Raw genomic sequence first — 18,633 nt, 5'->3', positions numbered from 1 at the left:
TCGAGGACTAAACCACGACGAGACGGCCGGTGGCCGTGGATTTATGCTCGCGAGTTCCTACTAGCCCCGATGTGGACTCCCCGTTCGAGACGCTCGGCATCGACCCGGACGCAGACGAGGACGAACTCGTCGACGCGTACCGTCGGCGGGTGAAGTCGGCCCACCCGGACCACGGCGGGTCGGCCGAAGAATTTCAGGCGGTTCGGACGGCCTACGAGGCGATTCGCGCCGGCTACGAGCCCGGCGACGAACTCGAACCCGTCGAGACGGACAGCCGTCGTCCGGCCGACGAGGGGACGAGCCGAAACGGACAACACGACGCCGGGGCCGCCCGAAACGGACGGACCGAAAACGGGACCGGCGGCGCGAGTTCCGGTGCCGGTCCCGACTCAGAGCCCGAGGCCGAACGGCGGGGGGCGCGAGTCGAGTTCCTCGACTACGACGTGCTCACGGAGCGCGGCTGGTCGCTCACCGACGACGACCTCTTCGAGAAGGCCGCCGAGAGCGGCCTCGACGGCGACGCCTACGGCGAGGTGTTCGTCGAGCCGCGGACCAACCTCCTGAAGGCCGCCGAGGACGCGGGCCACAGTTGGCCCTTCGCCTGCCGCGGCGGTGCCTGCGCGAACTGCGCCGTGGCGGTCGTCGAAGGCGACGTGAAGATGCCCTCGAACCACATCCTCTCGGAGGAGATGCTGGAACAGGGCGTCCGGCTGTCGTGTATCAGCCTCCCGGTGACCGACGACCTGAAAGTCGTCTACAACATCGAACACCTCCCCGGACTCGACGAACTTCGGCTGCCCCCGCAGCACGCCCGGAAGATGAGTACGGGCGACTGAACAGGGCGCGACAGCCGGCTTACCCGACGGCCGACCCTCTCAACCCACAACAGGGGTTGTGCGTCACTCGCGCCCCAACGCGGCCGAATTAAGCTTCGATAGCGACCCTACAACGATATGAAAGGAACGCCGACGCGGAGAGACTTCCTTCGGCTCGCGGGCGCGGGCGCTGGGGCGGGGACGGTCGGGCTGGCGGGATGCCTCGGCGGGAGCGGCGGCGGACGTGTCGATGCCGGCGGTGACACGACGACCGGAGGCGAGACGACCGGCGCGGCGGCCGGCGACGGCGCGTGGCGGACGGCCGAACTCACCGACGTGCGAACCGGCGAGACGTTCAGTATCGAGGGGCTCCTCGACCGACCGATTCTCCTGGAGACGTTCGCGGTGTGGTGTTCGAACTGCCTGCGCCAACAGCGCGAGCTAATCGAGTTCCACGAGGCCGTCGGCGACGACGTGCTGACGGTCGCGCTCGACATCGACCCCAACGAGGACGCCGAGAAGGTCAGGACGCACGCGGCGGACCACGGCTTCGACTGGCGCTACGCCGTCTCGCCCGAACCGGTCACGAGGAGTCTCACCGCCGAGTTCGGCTCGTCGATGGCGAGCGCGCCGGTGGTGCCGATGGTCCGGGTCTGTCCCGGTGGGAGCGCGACGCGGCTCAAAGACGGCCACAAGACGACCGCGTTCCTCCGCGAGCGGGTCGGCGAGTGCTGACCGACCTCGCGCCGCGGCTGTTCGAACTGTTCGTCCTCGGCGTCGGCACCCCGCTCACCGCAGCCTGCGCCCTCCCGCTGTACCCCGGCTTCCTCGCGTATCTCGCGCGACAGAGTTCGCGGGCGAGCGGGGAGTCGCCGTCATCCGATGATTCGACCGGCGACGGCGGCCTCCCGATAGCCGTCCTCGGCGGCCTCGTCACCGCCGGCGCGGTGTCGTTCATGCTCGTCGTCGGCGTCGTGTTCTCGCTCCTCCTCGAAGTGTCGCTCACGGCGGTCGTCGAGGTGGTCTCGCCCGCGGCCTTCGTCGTGCTCTTCGTCGTGAGCCTCGCGCTCCTCTTCGACGCGAAGGTGTTCGCGCGACTCCCCATTATCGAGCCGCCGGAGACGCGTCACCCGGCGCTGTCGGCGTTCGCCTACGGCTTTTTCTTCGGCGCAATCGTCCTCCCCTGCAACCCCGGTTTCATCGCCCTGTTCTTCGCGCGCGTCCCCGTGCTGTTCGACACCGCCGCCGAGAGCCTCCTCGGATTCCTCGCGTTCGGCCTCGGCATCGGCGCGCCGCTCCTCGTCTTCGCCCTCGTCTCGGAGCGGTACAGCCGACGGGCGACCCGGTGGTTCGCCCGCCACACGACCGCCATCAACCGCGTCACCGGCGCGGTCATGCTGGTCGTCAGCGCCTACTACCTGCTCGTCGTCTTCGACGTGCTCGGCGTCGCCCCGGCCCTCGAATCGCTCCTCGACGCGGTCGTCTGAGCCGACCCCCCGCAAGCAGACCGTCGCGACCGCCGGACTCGCAGAAGCGCCTATGCCCGTCGGTCCCCTCCTTCTAGGGAAGTACCAGATGAACCCCGACCAGCGAGCCGACCGATACCGGACGGTCGTCGCCGCCCGTCTCGAACGCCTCTCGGCACGGGCGCGGCTGGCCGTCGTCGCCGACCTCTGGGCCGCCCGCGGCTTCGAGACGCGCGTCGAGGCGGGGGCCGTCCGCGCCGAGCGCCGCGGCCGGTCGGTATGGCTTCGCCCCGTCACCGGCCGTCGGTCGGAAGCGTCGGCGACGGCCGAACGAGAGATGGGCGCGGACGCTGACGCGCCCCCTGTGAGACATCTCACCAGCGACGACATCGCCGAGGCGCTCCTGTACGCCCTCGACCGGCCGGACGCCGACGCGGTCTGTCGCCGTCAGTTCGGCGCGCCGCTGGACGACCTCCGTCCACCGTTTCGGATGCGCGCCCGGCGGGGAGCCCGACGGTTCGGCGACCAGGTCGCCGGGTCCGGCCGCGACGCCGCCCGCGGACTCGCGGCGCTCATCGTCGTCGTCGCCGTCGTAAGCGGGGCGGCCGTCGCGCTCGACCTCGTTCCGTCCCCGCTCGACGGGGCGATGCAGTCCGCCGGCGTCGGGACGGGCGGGGCCGGTGAGTCGGGGCCGCCGGCAGCCACACCCGAGCGCGACGACGCGGCGAGGGAGGAACCGTCGGAAACCGCGGCGACCGAGAGCGCCTCGGGGGCGGAAACGCGGAACACCGGCGTGCCGAGCCTCGGGGACGGACAGCGCTCCGGCCCGGTCGAACCCGTCGAACCGGGCGAGTTAGAGCGCGTCCCGGGCGTCGGGCCGGACGGCATCGAGAACCTGACCGCGCTCAGCGCGGCCCACGAGCGCGTACTGGCCGAGGAGTCCTACACGCTGTGGGTCGATATCTACCGCCCCGAGGGCGCGGACCCGAACTCGACGCGGACCCAGTACGACACCGACATCGCCGTCGCCGGCGACCGGTACGTCATCGCTGAGAGCGTCGAATCGGGGCGCGAGCGAACCAGACTCGAGACGGTCTACTACGACGGCGACGCGTGGTACGTCGCCGAGACCGAAGACGGGGTCGAGCGGACCCGCCGAGTCGCCGGCAACGCCACCGCGCCGCCGGTGCAGTTCGAACCGCGCGGGTTGAACCGCGGACTCGTCCGCCAGTACCTCGACACGCGGGCGACGAACGTGACCGGGAAAGTGACCGACGGGAACGTCACGTACTACCGAATCGAGGGGAGCCAACGCCCGGCAATCGGCGGCGTCGAACCGGTCCAAGACTACCAGTTCGTCGCCCACGTGGACGAGCGGGGATTCGTCGCCGACGCGACGGCGACCTACGCGCTCGTCTCGGATGAGGGGTTCTACTGGGTGCGCTTCGAGTGGACCTACGGCCGCGTGGGCGAGACGACCGCGACGCCCCCGGCCTGGGTCGAGGGCGTCGAAAACGGGACGGAAACGGAGACGACGACGGCCGACAGCAACAGGCCGCCGGCGCTCCGGACGCCAGTCTGACCCGTGGTGATTCCCCCGGCGGAATGCCTCGATGACGACTTTTATGCGCGTCCTCCGCCGACCCCCGCTATGGCAATCGAATCGGGAGACCGAGTCGCGCTCGCGTACGTCGGACGCTTCGAAGACGGGACCGTCTTCAACACCTCGCGGTACGAGGTCGCGGTCGAACACGGCCTGTTCGAGGCCCAAGAGAAGGACCGCGACGACTACGCCCCCCAGACGTTCGTCGTCGGCGCGGGCCAGATTATCCCGGGTCTCGACGAGGCCGTCGTCGGGATGTCGGCGGGCGAGGAGGCGACCGTGACCGTCCCACCGGCGGACGCCTACGGCGAGTTCGACCCCGACCGGATTCGGACCTACGACCCCGAGACGTTCGAGGGGATGGTCGGCGAAGAGCCCGAGGTCGGCCTACACGTCCACGCCGAAAACGGCCTCCACGGCGACGTTACCGCCGTCCACGACGACGAGGTCGAAGTCGACTTCAACCACGAACTCGCGGGGAAGACGCTCGTCTTCGACATCGAAATCGTCGCCGTTCAGTAGGCGCTCGCGGGCGGGCGGGGCAGTTGTGATGGAGCGATGGAACGGACTCGCAAGAAAGAGCGTCGAACCGCGCTACAGCGAGTGCTTCGGGACGATTTCGGGGTCTGGCGTGTAGTTGACCGCGGCCTCGACGCGGAACACGTCGGCGAGGAGTTCCTCGGTGACGACCTCGCGTGGCGGGCCCCAGTCGTACAGTTCGCCGTCCTGCATGGCGACGAGGTAGTCGGCGAACCGCGCCGCCTGCGCGATGTCGTGGAGGACGACCGCGACCGTCACGCCGCGTTCCTCGTTGAGTTGGCGGACCGTCTCCAGCACGCGGAGTTGGTGGTGCAGGTCGAGGTACGTCGTCGGTTCGTCGAGGAGGAGCACGTCGGTGTCCTGTGCGAGCACCATCGCAATCCACGCGAGTTGGCTCTGGCCGCCCGAGAGGTTGCCGATCTGCTTGTCGCGGATGTGCTCGACGCCGGCGAGGTCGATGGCGCGTTCGACCGCTTGGTGGTCGTCGTCGTTGACCTGCTCGAAGAAGCTCCGGTGCGGGTATCGGCCGTGATAGACGAGGTCCTCGACGGTGAGCGACGTGGGCGAGTCGTGCTGTTGAGAGAGCATCCCCAACTCGCGCGCGAACGCCTTGTCGTCGTACTCGCTGATGGATTTCCCGTCGAGGTAGACGTTCCCGGTGTCGGGCGAGAGCTGTTTGGCGAGCGACTTCAGGAGCGTGCTCTTGCCGGAGCCGTTCGGCCCGACGAGCGCCGTGATTTCGCCGCGTGGGATGTCGATTCGCTCGCACTCGACGACCGGCTCCTCGCTCGTCGGATACGAGAGTTCGAGCGCGTCGCCGGTGAGCGCGCTCTCGCGTGTCGAGCCGTCTTCGACGCTCGCGCGTCCGTCCGCGTTCGCGTCCGTTTCGCCGTGTTGTACCATCTGTTGGGAGTCTCCTGATTGCTGGTTCGACATCACACTTCACCGATGTTCTGCTGTTTGCGCATGAGATAGAGGAAGTACGGCCCGCCGACGAGGCCCGTGACGACGCCGACCGGGAGCTGAATCGGGTTGAGCGCGAGGCGCGCGCCCACGTCGGCGGCGACCATCAGCGCCGGGCCGGCGAACAGACAGCCGACGACGAGCCGCTTGTAGTCGCTGCCGACCACGTTCCGCACGAGGTGCGGGACGACGAGGCCGACGAAGCCGACGATGCCGGCGACGGCGATGCTCGCGGCGGCCGCGAGGACCGCGACGCCCGAGAGGGCGAATCGGACCTTCTCGATGGACATCCCGAGCGAGCGGGCGGTCTGTTCGCCCAGAAGCAGGACGTTGAGCTGTCGGGAGCTTCCGAGCGCGAGGCCGACGGCGATAATCGACCACGGCAGGGCCATGCGGACCTGCTCCCAGTCGGTGCCGGTGAGCGACCCGGTCGTCCACGCGATGGCCGATTGGACGACGCCGATGTCGTCGACGAAGAAGAACAGCCCCGTCTGGAGGCTCTGGAAGACGGTGCCGACGATGACGCCCGCGAGGACGAGCCTGACCGGCGAGGTGCCGTTCTTCCACGCGATGAGGTAGACGAGGACGAACGCGAACATCCCGCCGAGCGCCGCCAGAAGCGGGAGGTACGCCGCGAGCCCCGAGAAGACGACGAGCGTGAGGAGGATGAGCAGTCCGGCCCCCGACGAGACGCCGAGGATGAACGGACTGGCCAGTTCGTTCCGGGTGACCGCCTGGAAAATCGCGCCCGAGATGGCGAGATTCGCGCCGACGAGGACGGCGACGAACACCCGCGGGAGCCGGATGTTCCAGACGATGAGCGTCTGGCGGCCGAGTTCGGGGAGTTCGCCGCCGAGGAGGAACACCTGCCAGACCTGCGGGTCGAAGATGACAGCCGGGTCGAAGACGGCGCGCCACGCCTCGCCGATGGTCATCGAGAACGCGCCGAAACTGACCTGCACGAGGCCGCCGGCCACGACGACGACGAGGCTGGCGAGACAAAGCGACAGGAGCGAGCCGTCTATCCAGCCGAACAGCCGATTCAGTACCGACCCCGAAGACTGTTCGGTCGGCGTCGTCCCGCTCACTGCTCGACACCTCCGAGTTCGCGCCCGTCGAGGTAGTCAGCGAGCGTCTCGTCGGAAAGCGCGTCGAGGACGCGCTCCGTGCCGATGGTCTCGACGAGTCGCCGGATGCCGCGGGGTTCGGCGGCCTCGACCTCGTGGTCGGTCCGCCGGGTGTCGAACGCCCGGTCGATGTAGGTCTCGCGGAGTTCGGCGAGGCGCTCGTCGTCGAGGTCGGCGTCGGCCGGTACCTCGCTTTCGAACCACTCGCGCCAGCGGTCGCGGTCGCCCCACTCGCCTTGGAACTCGGTGTCGGCGCGGAGCCAGTCGTAGTGGCGCGCGAGGTCGCCGGGGAAGCCGCGCTCGCGCCGGCGGTCCTCGATGAGACACCGGGCGACGTGACCGCCCTGTCCGGCGGCGATGCCGACCTGCGCGTTCCGGTCGCCCGAGGGCGCGGCGACGTACAGCCCCTCGACGGGAGTCCGCCCGTCGTCGTCGGGGTAGTCGGAATCGAAGTGCTCGTGGACCTCGCCGTGGTGGTCGTGTTCCTCGAACATCGCGTCGTCGTCGTCGAGGCCGCGGAGGTAGTCGCCGTCGTACCACGCGGCGGCGACGACGTAGTCGGCTTCGACCCGGCGGCCGTCCTGCGTGTGGACGACGAACCGCCGGGCGTCGGCGTCGAACACGTCCGACTCGTCCCCGCTCGCGTCCGTACTCGTCTCGTCGTCGCGCAGTCGCTCGACCGAGACGACCATGTCCGCGACGTAGTCCGCGCCGACTTCGGCGACGTGTTCGTGCATGAGCGCGGTGAACGTGTCAACGCCGATGCCGGCGGGGAAGCCGAGGTAGTTTTCGAGGTACGCACACCGACGGAAGGCGGCGTTGCCCCGGTCGAAAACGACGGTGTCGAGGCCGTATCGCGCGGTGAAGACGGCCGCGGCGCACCCGGAGGGACCGCCGCCGACGACGACCACGTCCGTCGAATCGGGTTCGGTGCCTTTGTCGGTCACGGCTCAGACCGCCCCCGTGAGAACAGCCCGTCGAAACGCGTGGTCGAAGCCGGCTCCGTCTTCGTTCATACGTTTTAGGCGTCCCTAATACAATAAACCACTTTCGGATTTTAGGGACTCCTAAATCCAGCGACACGCTGAGAACGGCCCGCAGGGACCCGCGTCGGGGGAATCTTCGGCGACGTCGTCCGAGAGAAAAGGCGGTCGAACGCGGTCGGAAACGGTCCCCCTCAGCCGAGGAGGTACCGGAGCTTCGGTCGCTGACGGACGAACTCCATCTCCTCGAGGTACGCGTCGAGGCCGAGGATGCGGCCCGCCGCGAGCGCGCCGACCACGAGGAACATCACGAGCCCCAGCAGGTCGCCGTTGACCAGCCCGTGACCCCAGTCGGCGTTCCCGAGGTAGAAGAACGTCATGAGGAACGTCCCCCCGGCGGCGGCGAGGCGGACCGCGGCCCCGGTGATGAGCGCGAACCCGATGAGCGTCTCGCCCAGCGGAACCATGAAGTTCGTGAACTCGAGCATCAGCGGCGTCTGGCCGACCCACGCGAGGAACGCGTGGACCGGGCCGGGCGCGCCGGTGGTGCCGTTCACGAGCCAGCCGCCCGCGTTAAACGGCTCGGCGGCGAGGTACTTCGTCACCCCCGCGTGGAGGAACCAGTACCCCGTGACGATTCGGGCGAACACGAGCACGTAGCCGGTGACGCCCTCGGCGTAGTCGAACTCCATCCGGTTCCCCAGCATCTCGATTTCGCCGGTTGCGGCCATCGTCTGTCACCTCACATGTGAAGCGTGGGCCGCCGGGAGGTTATAAATCCGGACCGATTTTCGAATCCTCGGAAACTGGGAATCGGCGGCCGCCCTCAAGGGTCGCGCTCGCGCCGTTCCTGTATGGGAGAGACGGACGTTGACGGGCCGAACGGCGCGGGCGGGTCCGACGGGTTCTGGGACGCGAGTCGGTGCGTCGGGACGCCGCACTATCCCCCTCGGTGCCCGCGGTTCGTCAGCAAAGACGGGCGGGGCCTCGTCGTCCGCCCGTACGACGACGCCGACCGAGACGCCCTCGCCGAGATGTACCGCGACTACGACCCCGACGCCCGGTCGATGGGACTGCCGCCGGAGCGGGGGCCGCGCATCGCCGAGTGGCTCGCGACCCTCGTCGACCGCGGCCGCAACTTCGTCGCCGTCGCCGACCGGGGTATCGTCGGCCACGCCACGTACGTCGCGAGCGACGACCCGGAGCCGGAGCTAGCGGTGTTCGTCCATCAGGACAGCCACGACCGCGGCATCGGGACCGAACTGTGTCGTCACGTCGCCGCCGACGCCGCCGACGCCGGGCACGAGGCGCTCGTTCTCCACGTCGCCCCCGAGAATCAGCGGGCCGTCCACGTCTACCGCGAACTCGGATTCGAGACGGTTACCTCAGACAGCACGGACGCGAAGATGCGTCTCGACCTGACGTCGCCGGTCCCGCCGGCCGCACGGCCGACGACCCGACCCGAGAGTCAAGGATGACCGGGCTCCCGCCGCACCTCACTCGGGTGCGATGACGACGCCGTCCTCGTCGGCGTGGTCCATCGACACCTCGTGTCGCGTGTGGCGGGCGTGCGTGCGGGCCCACCGGCGGGCGCTGGTCTCGGAGAGGAACTGCTCGCCGTCGGGACACCGCCGACAGCTGACGACCCACGGCGAGACGCCGTCCGGGAAGTGGCCGGTGTGGCGGCGGTGGTCGAGCGCGAACTGCTCGACCGACTGATTGCCGAGCTGTAGCTCGTCCAGTTCGTACGAGAGGTCCCACTCCTCGCCGCACCGCGAACACGAGACGGTGGGCGTGTCGTCTATCGGGTCCGTCGGGGAGTGCGTGCGAAAGTCGTCGTCGCTCGGTGGAGACACAAGCGGGGTTCGAACCGCGGCCTCTTGTAACCGTCTGCAGCCGAAGTGAGAGACAACCGATTGATATGTGGTCGCGGAGCCGACGCGGTCGGGGGTCGCCGCACGGGGCGCTCAGTCCGCGCTCGTCTCCCAGTCTCTGACCAGCGCGACGGCGAAGACGGTCAGCAGGGCGGCGATACCGGCGTTCCGCGCGAAGTCGCCGGTGTCGCCGGCGGCGAGTCGAACGACGCCGAGCGCGAGGAGGAGTCCGATGACGAGCGCGAACAGGACAGTCGCCCACGACCGCGCGTGCATAATCGAGCGTAGCGGGTCGCCGGCTAAAACGGTTCAGGTCGGCGCGTCGAACCGAGTTCAGGCGCTCGCGTCGTAGCCCGCGTCTTCGACGGCCGCGACGAGGGCGTCGGTGTCGGCGTCGCCCTCGACGGTCGCGCGCTCCGTCTCGCGGTCGGCGGTCGCGTCATCGACGCCGTCGACGCCGGCGAGGGCGTCGGCGACGCGCTGTTCGCAGTGTTCGCAGGTCATTCCGGTGACGGTGAGGGTGGTCGGCATACGGTTCGAAGTAGGGGCTTCTCGATTTAGTGGATTGCCCTTTCGTCGGTTCGCCGACCGGCCGACTTCGACTTTCGAATCGAAAGCCGAACGCGAGGAACACCTATGACATCGCGGCCCCTACCGAGGCGCATGCGCGCGCTCGACGAAACCGACCTCCACATCCTCGAACTCCTCGCCGAAGACGCCCGCCGACCCTTCAGCGACATCTCCGCCGAAGTCGGCCTCTCCGCGCCGGCGGTCTCCGACCGCATCGACCGCCTCCGAGAGGAGGGCATCATCCGCCGCTTCACCGTCGACCTCGACCAATCGACGCTCTCGGGCGGGACGCCCGTCCTCGTCAGGCTGACCGTCCGCCCGGAGTTCGTCGACGAGGTCCGCGACGCCCTCCGCGCGGCCAACCCGGTCCAACACCTGTTCGTCGCGGCCGACGGCGAGGTGACCGCTCACGCCCGACTCGACGGGAGTTCCGTCCGCGCCCAGTTGGACGACCTCGTGGACCTCTCGCGGGTCCGCGACTACGAGGTGAGCCTCGTGGAGTCCGCCGAGTGGACGCCGACGGTCAACGGGACCGGGTTCGCCCTCGAATGCGCCGAGTGCGGCAACACGGTGACGAGCGAGGGCGAAAGCGCCCGCATCGGCGGGACGCTCTACCACTTCTGCTGTTCGTCCTGTCTCGGCCGGTTCGAAGACCGATACGACCGCCTCGAAGCCGGCGCGAACGACGACTGACCGGGCTGGCGACGAGGTGGTGCAGGCGGCGACTGAGCGTCGGAATCGGCGGTTTCGAATCCAAAGTTCCGACCCGCTCGGGCGCTCGGTTCTGAAGGGGCAATCGAGGTAAGAGAGGGGCACGTAGGTGTAGATAAGATGAGTAGCCGAACGGCCCACCTAGACATCCGCGGGATGAGTTGCGCGAACTGCTCGCGCACCGTCGGCGAGGCGTTGGAGGCGCTCGACGGCGTGACGAGCGCCAGCGTCAACTTCGCCACCGACGAGGGCTCCGTGGAGTACGACCCCGAGGAGGTATCGCTTCGCGAGATATACGACGCCATCGAGGACGCCGGCTACGAGGCGCTCTCGGAAACCCGGACCATCGGCATCACCGGGATGAGCTGTGCGAACTGCGCCGACGCGAACCGGAAGTCGCTGGAGTCGGTTCCCGGCGTCGTCGCCGCCGAGGTCAACTTCGCCACCGACGAGGCCCACGTCACCTACAACCCCGCCGACGCGAGCCTCGACGACATGTACCGGGCGGTCGAAGACGCCGGCTACACGCCCGTCCGCGAAGACGACGACGGCGAGGAGTCCGCTGAGGACGCCCGCGACGCCGCCCGCAACGACGAGATTCGCCGACAGAAGCGCCTGACGCTGTTCGGCGCGGCGCTGTCGCTCCCGCTTCTCGCGATGCTCGCGGTCGAACTGTTCGGCGGCGGCCTCCCCGAGACGATTCCGGGCACGGGCGTCCCCGTCGGCTGGGTCGGCTTCGCGTTCGCCACGCCGGTGCAGGTCTACCTCGGCCGCGAGTTCTACGAGAACTCCTACACGGCGCTCGTCCGGAACCGCACCGCCAACATGGACGTGCTCATCGCCATGGGGTCGTCCACGGCGTACCTCTACTCCGTCGCCGTCCTCGTCGGCCTCCTCGCCGGCAGTCTCTACTTTGACACCGCCGCGCTCATCTTGGTGTTCATCACGCTCGGGAACTACCTCGAAGCGCGCTCGAAGGGACAGGCGTCTGAGGCGCTCCGGACGCTCCTCGAACTCGAAGCCGACACCGCGACGCTCGTCGACGACGACGGGACCGAACGCGAGGTCCCCCTCGACGAGGTCGAGGTCGGCGACCGCATGAAGGTCCGCCCCGGCGAGAAGATTCCGACCGACGGCGTCGTCGTCGACGGCGACTCCGCGGTCGACGAGTCCATGGTCACGGGCGAGTCCGTCCCCGTCTCGAAGGCCGAAGGCGACGAGGTCGTCGGCTCGACGGTGAACCAAAACGGCGTCCTCGTGGTCGAAGCGACCAAGGTCGGCTCCGAGACCGCAATCCAGCAGATTGTCTCGCTCGTCAAGGAGGCGCAGGGCCGCCAGCCCGAGATTCAGAACCTCGCCGACCGCATCTCGGCGTACTTCGTGCCCGCGGTCATCGCCAACGCCCTCCTGTGGGGCGTCGTCTGGTTCCTCTTCCCCGAGGCGCTCGCCGGCTTCATCCGGTCGCTCCCGCTTTGGGGACTCGTCGCGGGCGGCCCCGTCGCGGCTGGCGGCGCGGTCTCGACGTTCGAGTTCGCCGTCGTCGTCTTCGCCTCGGCCGTGCTCATCGCCTGCCCCTGCGCGCTCGGCCTCGCCACCCCGGCCGCGACGATGGTCGGGACGGCAATCGGCGCGCGCAACGGCGTCCTGTTCAAGGGCGGTGACGTGCTCGAACGCGTCAAAGACGTGGACACCGTCGTCTTCGACAAGACCGGCACGCTCACCAAAGGCGAGATGACGCTGACTGACGTGGTCGCCGTCGGCCCCGCCGCCGACGGTTCGGGCGTCGTTACCGCCGATGACGACGAGACGCTCGACGAAGACGCGGTGCTCCGGTACGCCGCCTCGGCCGAGCGCAACAGCGAACACCCGCTGGCCCGCGCCATCGTGTCCGGCGCGGCGGACCGCGGCCTCGACCTCGCCGACCCGGAAGACTTCAAGAACGTCCCCGGGCACGGGATTCGCGCGACCGTCGAGGGGAAGACCGTCCTCGTCGGTAACCGCAAGCTCCTCTCGGACGCGGGCGTCGACCCCGTGCCGGCCGAAGACGCGCTCCGCGACCTCGAAAGCGAGGGCAAGACCGCGATGCTCGTCGCGGTCGACGGCGACCTCGCGGGCGTCGTCGCCGACGCGGACGAAATCAAGGAGTCGGCCGCCGAGGCCGTCGCCGCGCTCCGAGACCGCGGCGCGACCGTCCACATGATTACCGGCGACAACGAGCGGACCGCCCGCGCCGTCGCCGAACAGGTCGGTATCGACCCCGAGAACGTCAGCGCCGGCGTCCTCCCCGAGGACAAGGCCGACGCCGTCGAGTCCCTGCAGGCCGACGGCACGAGCGTCATGATGGTCGGCGACGGCGTCAACGACGCGCCCGCGCTCGCCGCCGCGTACGTCGGCACGGCGCTCGGCTCCGGCACCGACGTGGCCATCGAGGCCGCCGACGTGACGCTCATGCGCGACGATCCGCTCGACGTGGTGAAGGCCATCCGCATCTCCGCGGGGACGCTCGCCAAAATCAAACAGAACCTGTTCTGGGCGCTCGGCTACAACACCGCGATGATTCCGCTCGCGTCGCTCGGCCTGCTCCAGCCGGTGTTCGCCGCGGGCGCGATGGCGCTCTCGTCGGTGTCCGTCCTCACGAACAGCCTCCTGTTCCGGACCTACACGCCGGACCACGACTACCGCTTCCTCGACTTCCTCCGGCGGTAGTCCGCTCCGCCACCTCATTTTTCTCCTCGCGCGGCGATTCTTTCAGGGTATGTCCACTCGAACCTCTGCGGGGCCAGCGCCGTGGCTCCTGGTCGCCGTCGGCGTGTTCCTCGTCCTCGTCGGCCTCGGAACGCTCGTGAGCGCCCCGTGGCGCTACGCAGGCGGCGGGTCGGTCGTCGCAGTCGCGGCGCTCCAGATACTCGGGTCGCTGTCGTCGGTCGTCATCGGTGCCGGAGTCGCGTGGCTCGGGGCGAGTGAGGCGCGCGAAAAACGGTGACGAGCGAGGCGTTCAGTACCGCGACGGGAGGAACGCCATGCCGATGAGGAGAATGACCGTGGTGAACGAGACGATGGCGATGCCCCAGAGGCCGTTTTCCGTCTCGTGGAAGCTGTCGATTTCGGACAGTTGCGCCTGGTAGCTGTCGTAGTCCTGCGTCAGGACGAGCGTCTCGCCGTCCGGGAAGTACGCGAGGTACTGCTGTCCCGAGAGGGTCAGGTTCGCCTCGTTATCGACGGTGACGGTGTTCTCCTCGGACGCGAACCACTCGATGGTCACGCCGGAGGTCTCGACGGCGTCGACGGTGACAGACTGGTTGTTGTAGTCGAAGGAGTCACCCTCGGCGACGGTGCGCGTCTCGTTCGCCGGGAAGTACTCATCGACCGAGACGAGCGTCGAGTCGTTGACGACGACGTAGCGCTCGCCGTCTCGGGTGACGGTCTCGTTGTCGGCGTTCGGGTCCTCACGGAGGATTGCGGTCTCGTTGTACAGTTCGACCAGCGTCGCTTCGGTGGGGTCGGAGACGTTGGCGATTTCGACACGGTAGTCCGTGCCGTCGAGCGTGACGGTGCTCTCGTTGTCCCACGTCTCGGTGAAGCGAGCGGAGTCGTTCACGTAGGTGAGTTCACCGGAGCGAACCAGCGTGGTGCCGCCACCGTGGCCGCCCGACTCCTCCTCTTCGGTTATCGACGATACTGTGTACGCCTGGTCGCTACCGGGGACGGAGAACTCGTCTCCCTGTGCCAGCGAGTACTCGGGGTTCTCGAAACTGACCGACGGCGTCGATGCAGTCGCGATGAGCGAGTATGCACCGGCACCGATGACCAGGAAGAACACGACGGAGATGACCGCGGCGCGTCGTTGCATGGTTTCGGCATGGGCCACGCGGCGTATAACGATTACTTTTCCTCGGAGCATGTCACCGCGTCGCGCGACCGCCGGCGGCGACTCTCACCCTCAATACGGTGGGGCCGGAGGGCAGTCGCGGTTACAGGTTGACGAGACTTTTTGAATCTGTCGGCCGAACGGGCGTATCATGAGTTACGGACCAGTCGTTCGACGGAACCGACCCGGGAGCGCGTCGTGACGCGCGAGGACGACTACGTGATGGAACAGTTGGAACTCGTCTCCGACCGGTTCGACTTCCTCGACGCGCTCGACGGCGCGCGCCTCGACAAGCGCGACCTGACCGAGTCGCTTCCGCACTCCCGGTCGACGGTCGACCGCGCGATACGCGACCTGACCGCCGCGGGACTCGTCCTGGACGACGGCGACTACACCACGTCGCTGAAGGGCCGACAGCTCGTCTCCCTGTTTCGGACCGCCCGCGACGCCGCCGCCGACGTGCTCGAACTCGACTCGTTCGCCGCCGGAACCGCCGCCGACTACCCGCTTCCGGTCGAGGCCGTCGTCGGGGCCGACGAACTGCTGACCGGCCCGCGCGTGTCACACCCGTTCGACGCGCTCGGCAACAGGCTGTCGGCGACGAACAACGGGACGTTCGTCCTCCCGTTCCTGCCGAGTCAGACGTTCGTCGACCGATGCACGTCGTGGCTCGTCGACGGCCACTCCTGTCGGTTCGTCGCGCCGGAATCGGTCGTCACCGCCATGTGGCGGGCGTATCCGGCGTTTCTCGAAACCGTCCAAACCGTCGCCGACTGCGAGCTTCGGGTCGGCGACGTTCCCCCGTTCGCCATCGCGCAGACGACGCTCGACGGGACGCCTCAGATGACGGTCGTCGCCTACGGTGACGACGCCCGCGCCCGCTGTGTCATCGAGAACACGAGCGAGCGCGCCGTGGCGTGGGCCCGGAGCCGCGTGCAATCCGTCTGGAAGGCGGCGACGCCGTTCGACCTCAACGGAACCATCGGCGACGACGCGCAAGCGGCCGAAGCGGGGACCCCAAACGAACCCGATTCGGAGCCGTTCCCATCCGAGTCTGCACCCGAAGCAGAGACCGACTCCAACGGCACACCCGACGGTGCGAGCGCCGAATCGACGACGACCGAGTCGCAGGACGGCACAGACGACGCCGGCACGGACTTGTCGGTTCGCGGGCCGTCGCTCCCCACGACGCTCCGGTCGCAGGGCTTCGTTCGGCTCTCACCGGCGTACTTCGACCGCGTCGGTGTCTCGCCACCGCTCGCGTGCTGGCGCGCTGGATTCGACCTCGGCGAGGTCCGCGTCGGGTACGCGCTCGACCGCGAGCGACCGGCCGAAGACGGACGCGAGAACGTGACCGACGACCTGTTCTCGCGGCTTCGCTCTGGGGCAGACCACGTGGTGACGGGACCACCTGGGGCGGGAAAGAGCACGGTCTGTATGTCCGTCGCGTGCCGATGGTACGAGCGCGAACAGGGGCCCGTGCTCTACCGGAAGTCCGGCCAGCGCGACCCGTTTACCTCCGCGGCACACCTCGGGTCGTACCTCGCCGAGGCCGAGGGACACGTCCTCGTCGTCGTCGAGGACGCGACCCGAAGCGAGGCGAACGGCATCTTCGAACTCGTCCGCGAGTTCGACGACGACGACCGCGTGACGTTCCTCCTCGACAGCCGGGAAAACGAGTGGCGCGACGGCTCGCTCCGCGGGTCCGCCCGCCTCGAATCCCACCGCACCCAGTCGATAGACGTGGTCTCCGTCCCCGTCGTCGACGCCCGCGAACGGGCCCGACTCGTCGATCACTTCGAGGCGACCGTCGGGACACAGGTCGATATCGACCCCGACGAACTCTCCCCGAGCGGGGATGACGACCTCGAACCCGGCGAGATGTATCTCTTCTTCCACCGGCTCGCCCGGCACGCCGAACCGGCGACCGGTGAGGCCGCCCCGACGAGCCTCCTCGACGACATCGATTCCGTCTACGCCGACCTCGAACGCGTCGACGAGCGCCTCGGGGTCGACGTTGGCGTCCTCGTGAACCTCCTGAACGCCTCCGGCGTCGGCGTCTCGCCCCCGCTCGCGTACGCACTCAGCGAGTCGAGACACGACGAATCGGTCGTCGAGGAAGCCCTCGACGCCCTCGAGCGGTCCGTCCTCTACTCCGCGTTCGGCGACGACGCCGGCGGTGAGCGGGTCCGGGCGGTCCACGAGACGTGGTCCGCGCGATTCCTCCAGCGATTGCTCGACCTCGAATCCGAACGCCGCGCCCGTCGTCGGTTCGAGCGATGTCTCGACGCGCTCTGCTCGCTCGTCGACGACGACGACGCGCGGCAGGCCGTCCAATCGGTGTTCGGCGGGACCGCCGATATCGTTCGCACCATCGAGAACGACCCCGCGGCGTGGGGCGAGCGACTCGTCCGCGGCGTGTTCGAATTCGGCGTCAACAACCCGGCGCTCTCGGAACTGTACGCCGAGACCGACTTCTCGAACGTCGACGTGCCGCGAGCGTGCGACGACGACCTCCGACTCGACGTGCGTCGGTGGCGCGCTCGCATGTTCGTCAACGGCGGCGAACTCGAACGCGCCGAGCGGGAGTTCGAGTCGCTCGCGTCGCTCGACGGCGAAGACTTCGACGAAACGATGCTGGTCCGCGCGCGCGCCGACGGCTTCGCCGGACTCTCCGAAGTCGAACGCTACCGCGGGTCGTTCGAGCGCGCACGCGAGTACGCACAGGAAGCCCTCGAACGGTTCAACCGAATCGACGACGACGTGGGCCGAAGTGACGTGTTGAACGCGCTGGGTGCTATCGAAGCACAGACAGATAACCCAGAGCCCGGGAAAGCCTACTATCAACAAGCACTTGAGATACGCCGTGACGTCGGAGACGACACGAAAATCGCGAGCACGCTCGCAAACCTCGGACTCGTCGAGATAACGCTCCGAGAGTTCGAATCAGCGGCGGCGCACGCCCGCACGAGCCTCCAAATCCGGCGAGACATCCAGTATCCGTGGGGAGAGGCCCTGAGTCTCGCCGTCCTCAGTCGTATCGAACTCGAGAGCGGAACACTCGACGAAGCGGAGCGCTACTCTCGGTTAGCGCTCGATATCCGTGCCGAGATTGGCGATTCCATCGGCGTCGCCTCGACATCGAACAACCTCGGTAAGATAGCGTTCGACCGCGGGGCGCTCGGCGACGCACGCGAGCGCTACGAATCGCTCCTCGACGACGTCGAAGACCCGGAGTTCGATTGGATTCGAAGGGACGTGTACTACGGACTCGCCCAGACACTCCAAGAACTCGGCGAGTCAGCAGAGGCTATCGAGTACGCGGACCGCGCTATCGAACTCCTCGAAGAAAACGAGTCGAAGCGGACTGAACTCCAAACCGTTCGGGCCCGCGCTCTCTTGGACAGCGGCAAACTCGACGATGCCCGCGCGGTCGCAGAACGGGCCCACGAGCGAGCGGCGACGCTTGGTGACGAACCGGAGGCGCTCGCGAGCATGACCCTTGGAGACGTGTACGTGCAGTCGGGGGAGACCGACGACGGCCGCTCGCTACTCAAAACCGCAATCGAATCTGCCCCAACGGCGGTCCTCGAAGGTCGATGCCGCCGACAGTACGCCGGCGCACTTTGCGAAACAGGGAATGCGTCCGAGGCACTCGCCGAACTGCGGCGTGCTACTGCCTGCTTTTCGTCCGTCGAAGCAGGGGTTCGAGCGCGGAAGACGGCACTCGACGCCCTCGAACTCGCACGCGAACTCGACGACGACGAGGCGGTCGGCGCGTTGGAAGCACAGCTCGTGCAGTAACGTCGCCGGTCGCTATTCGGGTCGAGACGCGTCGCTCACGGGCTTGCACTCGAAGAGAAAAGCCAAGGGCCGGATTTGAACCGGCGGGGGTTCCGCTCTGCAGGCGGATGCGTTGGGCCGAACTCTGCCACCTTGGCGCAGTTACTGGTATCCTTGTCTTGTGCTTAAGCCTGACGGTGTACGACCTGAGTCGGGCGTTTTCGAGGTCTCGACTCGACGCGGTCGCTGTTGGTGTAGGGAGTCGAGCGGACGTGCGTGCCGCTCGCTGTAAATGAAAAAAGCCCACTAGACCGAAGTCTAGTGGGCTTT

The 18,633-nt window shown here is 68.2% G+C and carries 18 protein-coding genes and 1 tRNA gene; 10 read left to right on the top strand and 9 right to left on the bottom strand.

What is annotated here, in order from left to right:
- Positions 1-71 precede the first annotated feature (71 nt).
- The 5 genes from fer to AUR65_RS07230 all read left to right on the top strand — a co-directional run bounded on the left by fer (position 72) and on the right by AUR65_RS07230 (position 4,406).
- Positions 72-836 carry a ferredoxin Fer gene (gene fer / locus AUR65_RS07250; protein WP_058566204.1) on the top strand — a complete coding sequence of 255 codons (765 nt, stop codon included), beginning with the start codon at positions 72-74 and terminating at the stop codon, positions 834-836.
- Positions 837-953: 117 nt separating this feature from the next.
- Positions 954-1,550, top strand: a complete 597-nt coding sequence (locus tag AUR65_RS07245; protein ID WP_058566203.1) for a TlpA family protein disulfide reductase — start codon at positions 954-956, stop codon at positions 1,548-1,550.
- Positions 1,544-2,302 carry a cytochrome c biogenesis protein CcdA gene (locus tag AUR65_RS07240; RefSeq protein ID WP_103429255.1) on the top strand — a complete coding sequence of 253 codons (759 nt, stop codon included), beginning with the start codon at positions 1,544-1,546 and terminating at the stop codon, positions 2,300-2,302. Before AUR65_RS07245 ends, AUR65_RS07240 begins: the two co-directional genes overlap by 7 nt.
- 52 nt (positions 2,303-2,354) lie before the next feature.
- A complete protein-coding gene (locus AUR65_RS07235) occupies positions 2,355-3,863 on the top strand; it encodes a hypothetical protein (protein WP_233194329.1) in 1,509 nt (502 codons plus the stop codon).
- A 69-nt stretch (positions 3,864-3,932) separates the two neighbouring features.
- Positions 3,933-4,406: an FKBP-type peptidyl-prolyl cis-trans isomerase gene (locus tag AUR65_RS07230; RefSeq protein ID WP_058566201.1), complete on the top strand. Its 474-nt coding sequence runs from the start codon at positions 3,933-3,935 to the stop codon at positions 4,404-4,406.
- A 72-nt stretch (positions 4,407-4,478) separates the two neighbouring features.
- Here AUR65_RS07230 and AUR65_RS07225 read toward each other — a convergent pair whose 3' ends face one another.
- The 4 genes from AUR65_RS07225 to AUR65_RS07210 all read right to left on the bottom strand — a co-directional run bounded on the left by AUR65_RS07225 (position 4,479) and on the right by AUR65_RS07210 (position 8,228).
- Positions 4,479-5,360 (bottom strand): ABC transporter ATP-binding protein, encoded by an 882-nt coding sequence (locus tag AUR65_RS07225; RefSeq protein ID WP_058566200.1) that lies wholly within the window; start codon positions 5,358-5,360, stop codon positions 4,479-4,481.
- Positions 5,360-6,475 carry a FecCD family ABC transporter permease gene (locus tag AUR65_RS07220; RefSeq protein WP_058566199.1) on the bottom strand — a complete coding sequence of 372 codons (1,116 nt, stop codon included), beginning with the start codon at positions 6,473-6,475 and terminating at the stop codon, positions 5,360-5,362. The genes AUR65_RS07225 and AUR65_RS07220 overlap by 1 nt, the downstream gene beginning before the upstream one ends.
- Complete coding sequence (locus AUR65_RS07215; protein WP_058566198.1) at positions 6,472-7,461, bottom strand: FAD-dependent oxidoreductase; 990 nt, start codon at positions 7,459-7,461, stop codon at positions 6,472-6,474. The genes AUR65_RS07220 and AUR65_RS07215 overlap by 4 nt, the downstream gene beginning before the upstream one ends.
- 230 nt (positions 7,462-7,691) lie before the next feature.
- Positions 7,692-8,228, bottom strand: a complete 537-nt coding sequence (locus AUR65_RS07210) for a DoxX family membrane protein (protein ID WP_058566197.1) — start codon at positions 8,226-8,228, stop codon at positions 7,692-7,694.
- 123 nt (positions 8,229-8,351) lie between these two features.
- On the opposite strand from AUR65_RS07210, the gene AUR65_RS07205 reads away from it, so the two are divergent.
- Positions 8,352-8,975 (top strand): GNAT family N-acetyltransferase, encoded by a 624-nt coding sequence (locus tag AUR65_RS07205; protein WP_058566196.1) that lies wholly within the window; start codon positions 8,352-8,354, stop codon positions 8,973-8,975.
- A gap of 18 nt (positions 8,976-8,993) precedes the next feature.
- Here the strand turns inward: AUR65_RS07205 and AUR65_RS07200 are convergent, their stop codons facing one another.
- From AUR65_RS07200 to AUR65_RS07190, 3 genes are all read right to left on the bottom strand, one after another.
- On the bottom strand, positions 8,994-9,353 hold the full coding sequence (locus AUR65_RS07200; protein WP_058566195.1) for a hypothetical protein: 360 nt from the start codon (positions 9,351-9,353) through the stop codon (positions 8,994-8,996).
- A 111-nt stretch (positions 9,354-9,464) separates the two neighbouring features.
- Complete coding sequence (locus AUR65_RS07195) at positions 9,465-9,647, bottom strand: hypothetical protein (protein WP_058566194.1); 183 nt, start codon at positions 9,645-9,647, stop codon at positions 9,465-9,467.
- A gap of 57 nt (positions 9,648-9,704) precedes the next feature.
- Positions 9,705-9,902: a CopZ family metallochaperone gene (locus AUR65_RS07190; protein ID WP_058566193.1), complete on the bottom strand. Its 198-nt coding sequence runs from the start codon at positions 9,900-9,902 to the stop codon at positions 9,705-9,707.
- A gap of 132 nt (positions 9,903-10,034) precedes the next feature.
- Here AUR65_RS07190 and AUR65_RS07185 point away from each other — a divergent pair, with 132 nt between their 5' ends.
- The 3 genes from AUR65_RS07185 (at position 10,035) to AUR65_RS07175 (ending at position 13,635) form a co-directional block, all read left to right on the top strand.
- A complete protein-coding gene (locus AUR65_RS07185; RefSeq protein ID WP_058566192.1) occupies positions 10,035-10,634 on the top strand; it encodes an AsnC family transcriptional regulator in 600 nt (199 codons plus the stop codon).
- Positions 10,635-10,772: 138 nt separating this feature from the next.
- A complete protein-coding gene (locus AUR65_RS07180; protein ID WP_058566191.1) occupies positions 10,773-13,358 on the top strand; it encodes a heavy metal translocating P-type ATPase in 2,586 nt (861 codons plus the stop codon).
- Positions 13,359-13,407: 49 nt separating this feature from the next.
- Positions 13,408-13,635, top strand: a complete 228-nt coding sequence (locus AUR65_RS07175) for a hypothetical protein (RefSeq protein WP_058566190.1) — start codon at positions 13,408-13,410, stop codon at positions 13,633-13,635.
- Positions 13,636-13,647: 12 nt separating this feature from the next.
- Here the strand turns inward: AUR65_RS07175 and AUR65_RS07170 are convergent, their stop codons facing one another.
- Positions 13,648-14,502, bottom strand: coding sequence for a hypothetical protein (locus AUR65_RS07170; protein WP_058566189.1), 855 nt, complete (start codon positions 14,500-14,502; stop codon positions 13,648-13,650).
- A 216-nt stretch (positions 14,503-14,718) separates the two neighbouring features.
- Between AUR65_RS07170 and AUR65_RS07165 the strand changes: the two genes are divergently transcribed.
- Positions 14,719-18,324 (top strand): tetratricopeptide repeat protein, encoded by a 3,606-nt coding sequence (locus AUR65_RS07165; RefSeq protein ID WP_233194328.1) that lies wholly within the window; start codon positions 14,719-14,721, stop codon positions 18,322-18,324.
- Between the two features lie 60 nt (positions 18,325-18,384).
- Here AUR65_RS07165 and AUR65_RS07160 read toward each other — a convergent pair.
- Positions 18,385-18,461, bottom strand: a tRNA-Cys gene (locus AUR65_RS07160).
- Positions 18,462-18,633 lie beyond the last annotated feature (172 nt).

Origin of the sequence: Haloferax marisrubri, assembly GCF_001469875.2 — an archaeon.
GTDB classification, from domain to species: domain Archaea; phylum Halobacteriota; class Halobacteria; order Halobacteriales; family Haloferacaceae; genus Haloferax; species Haloferax marisrubri.
This window is presented reverse-complemented; position numbering and strand designations above follow the sequence as displayed.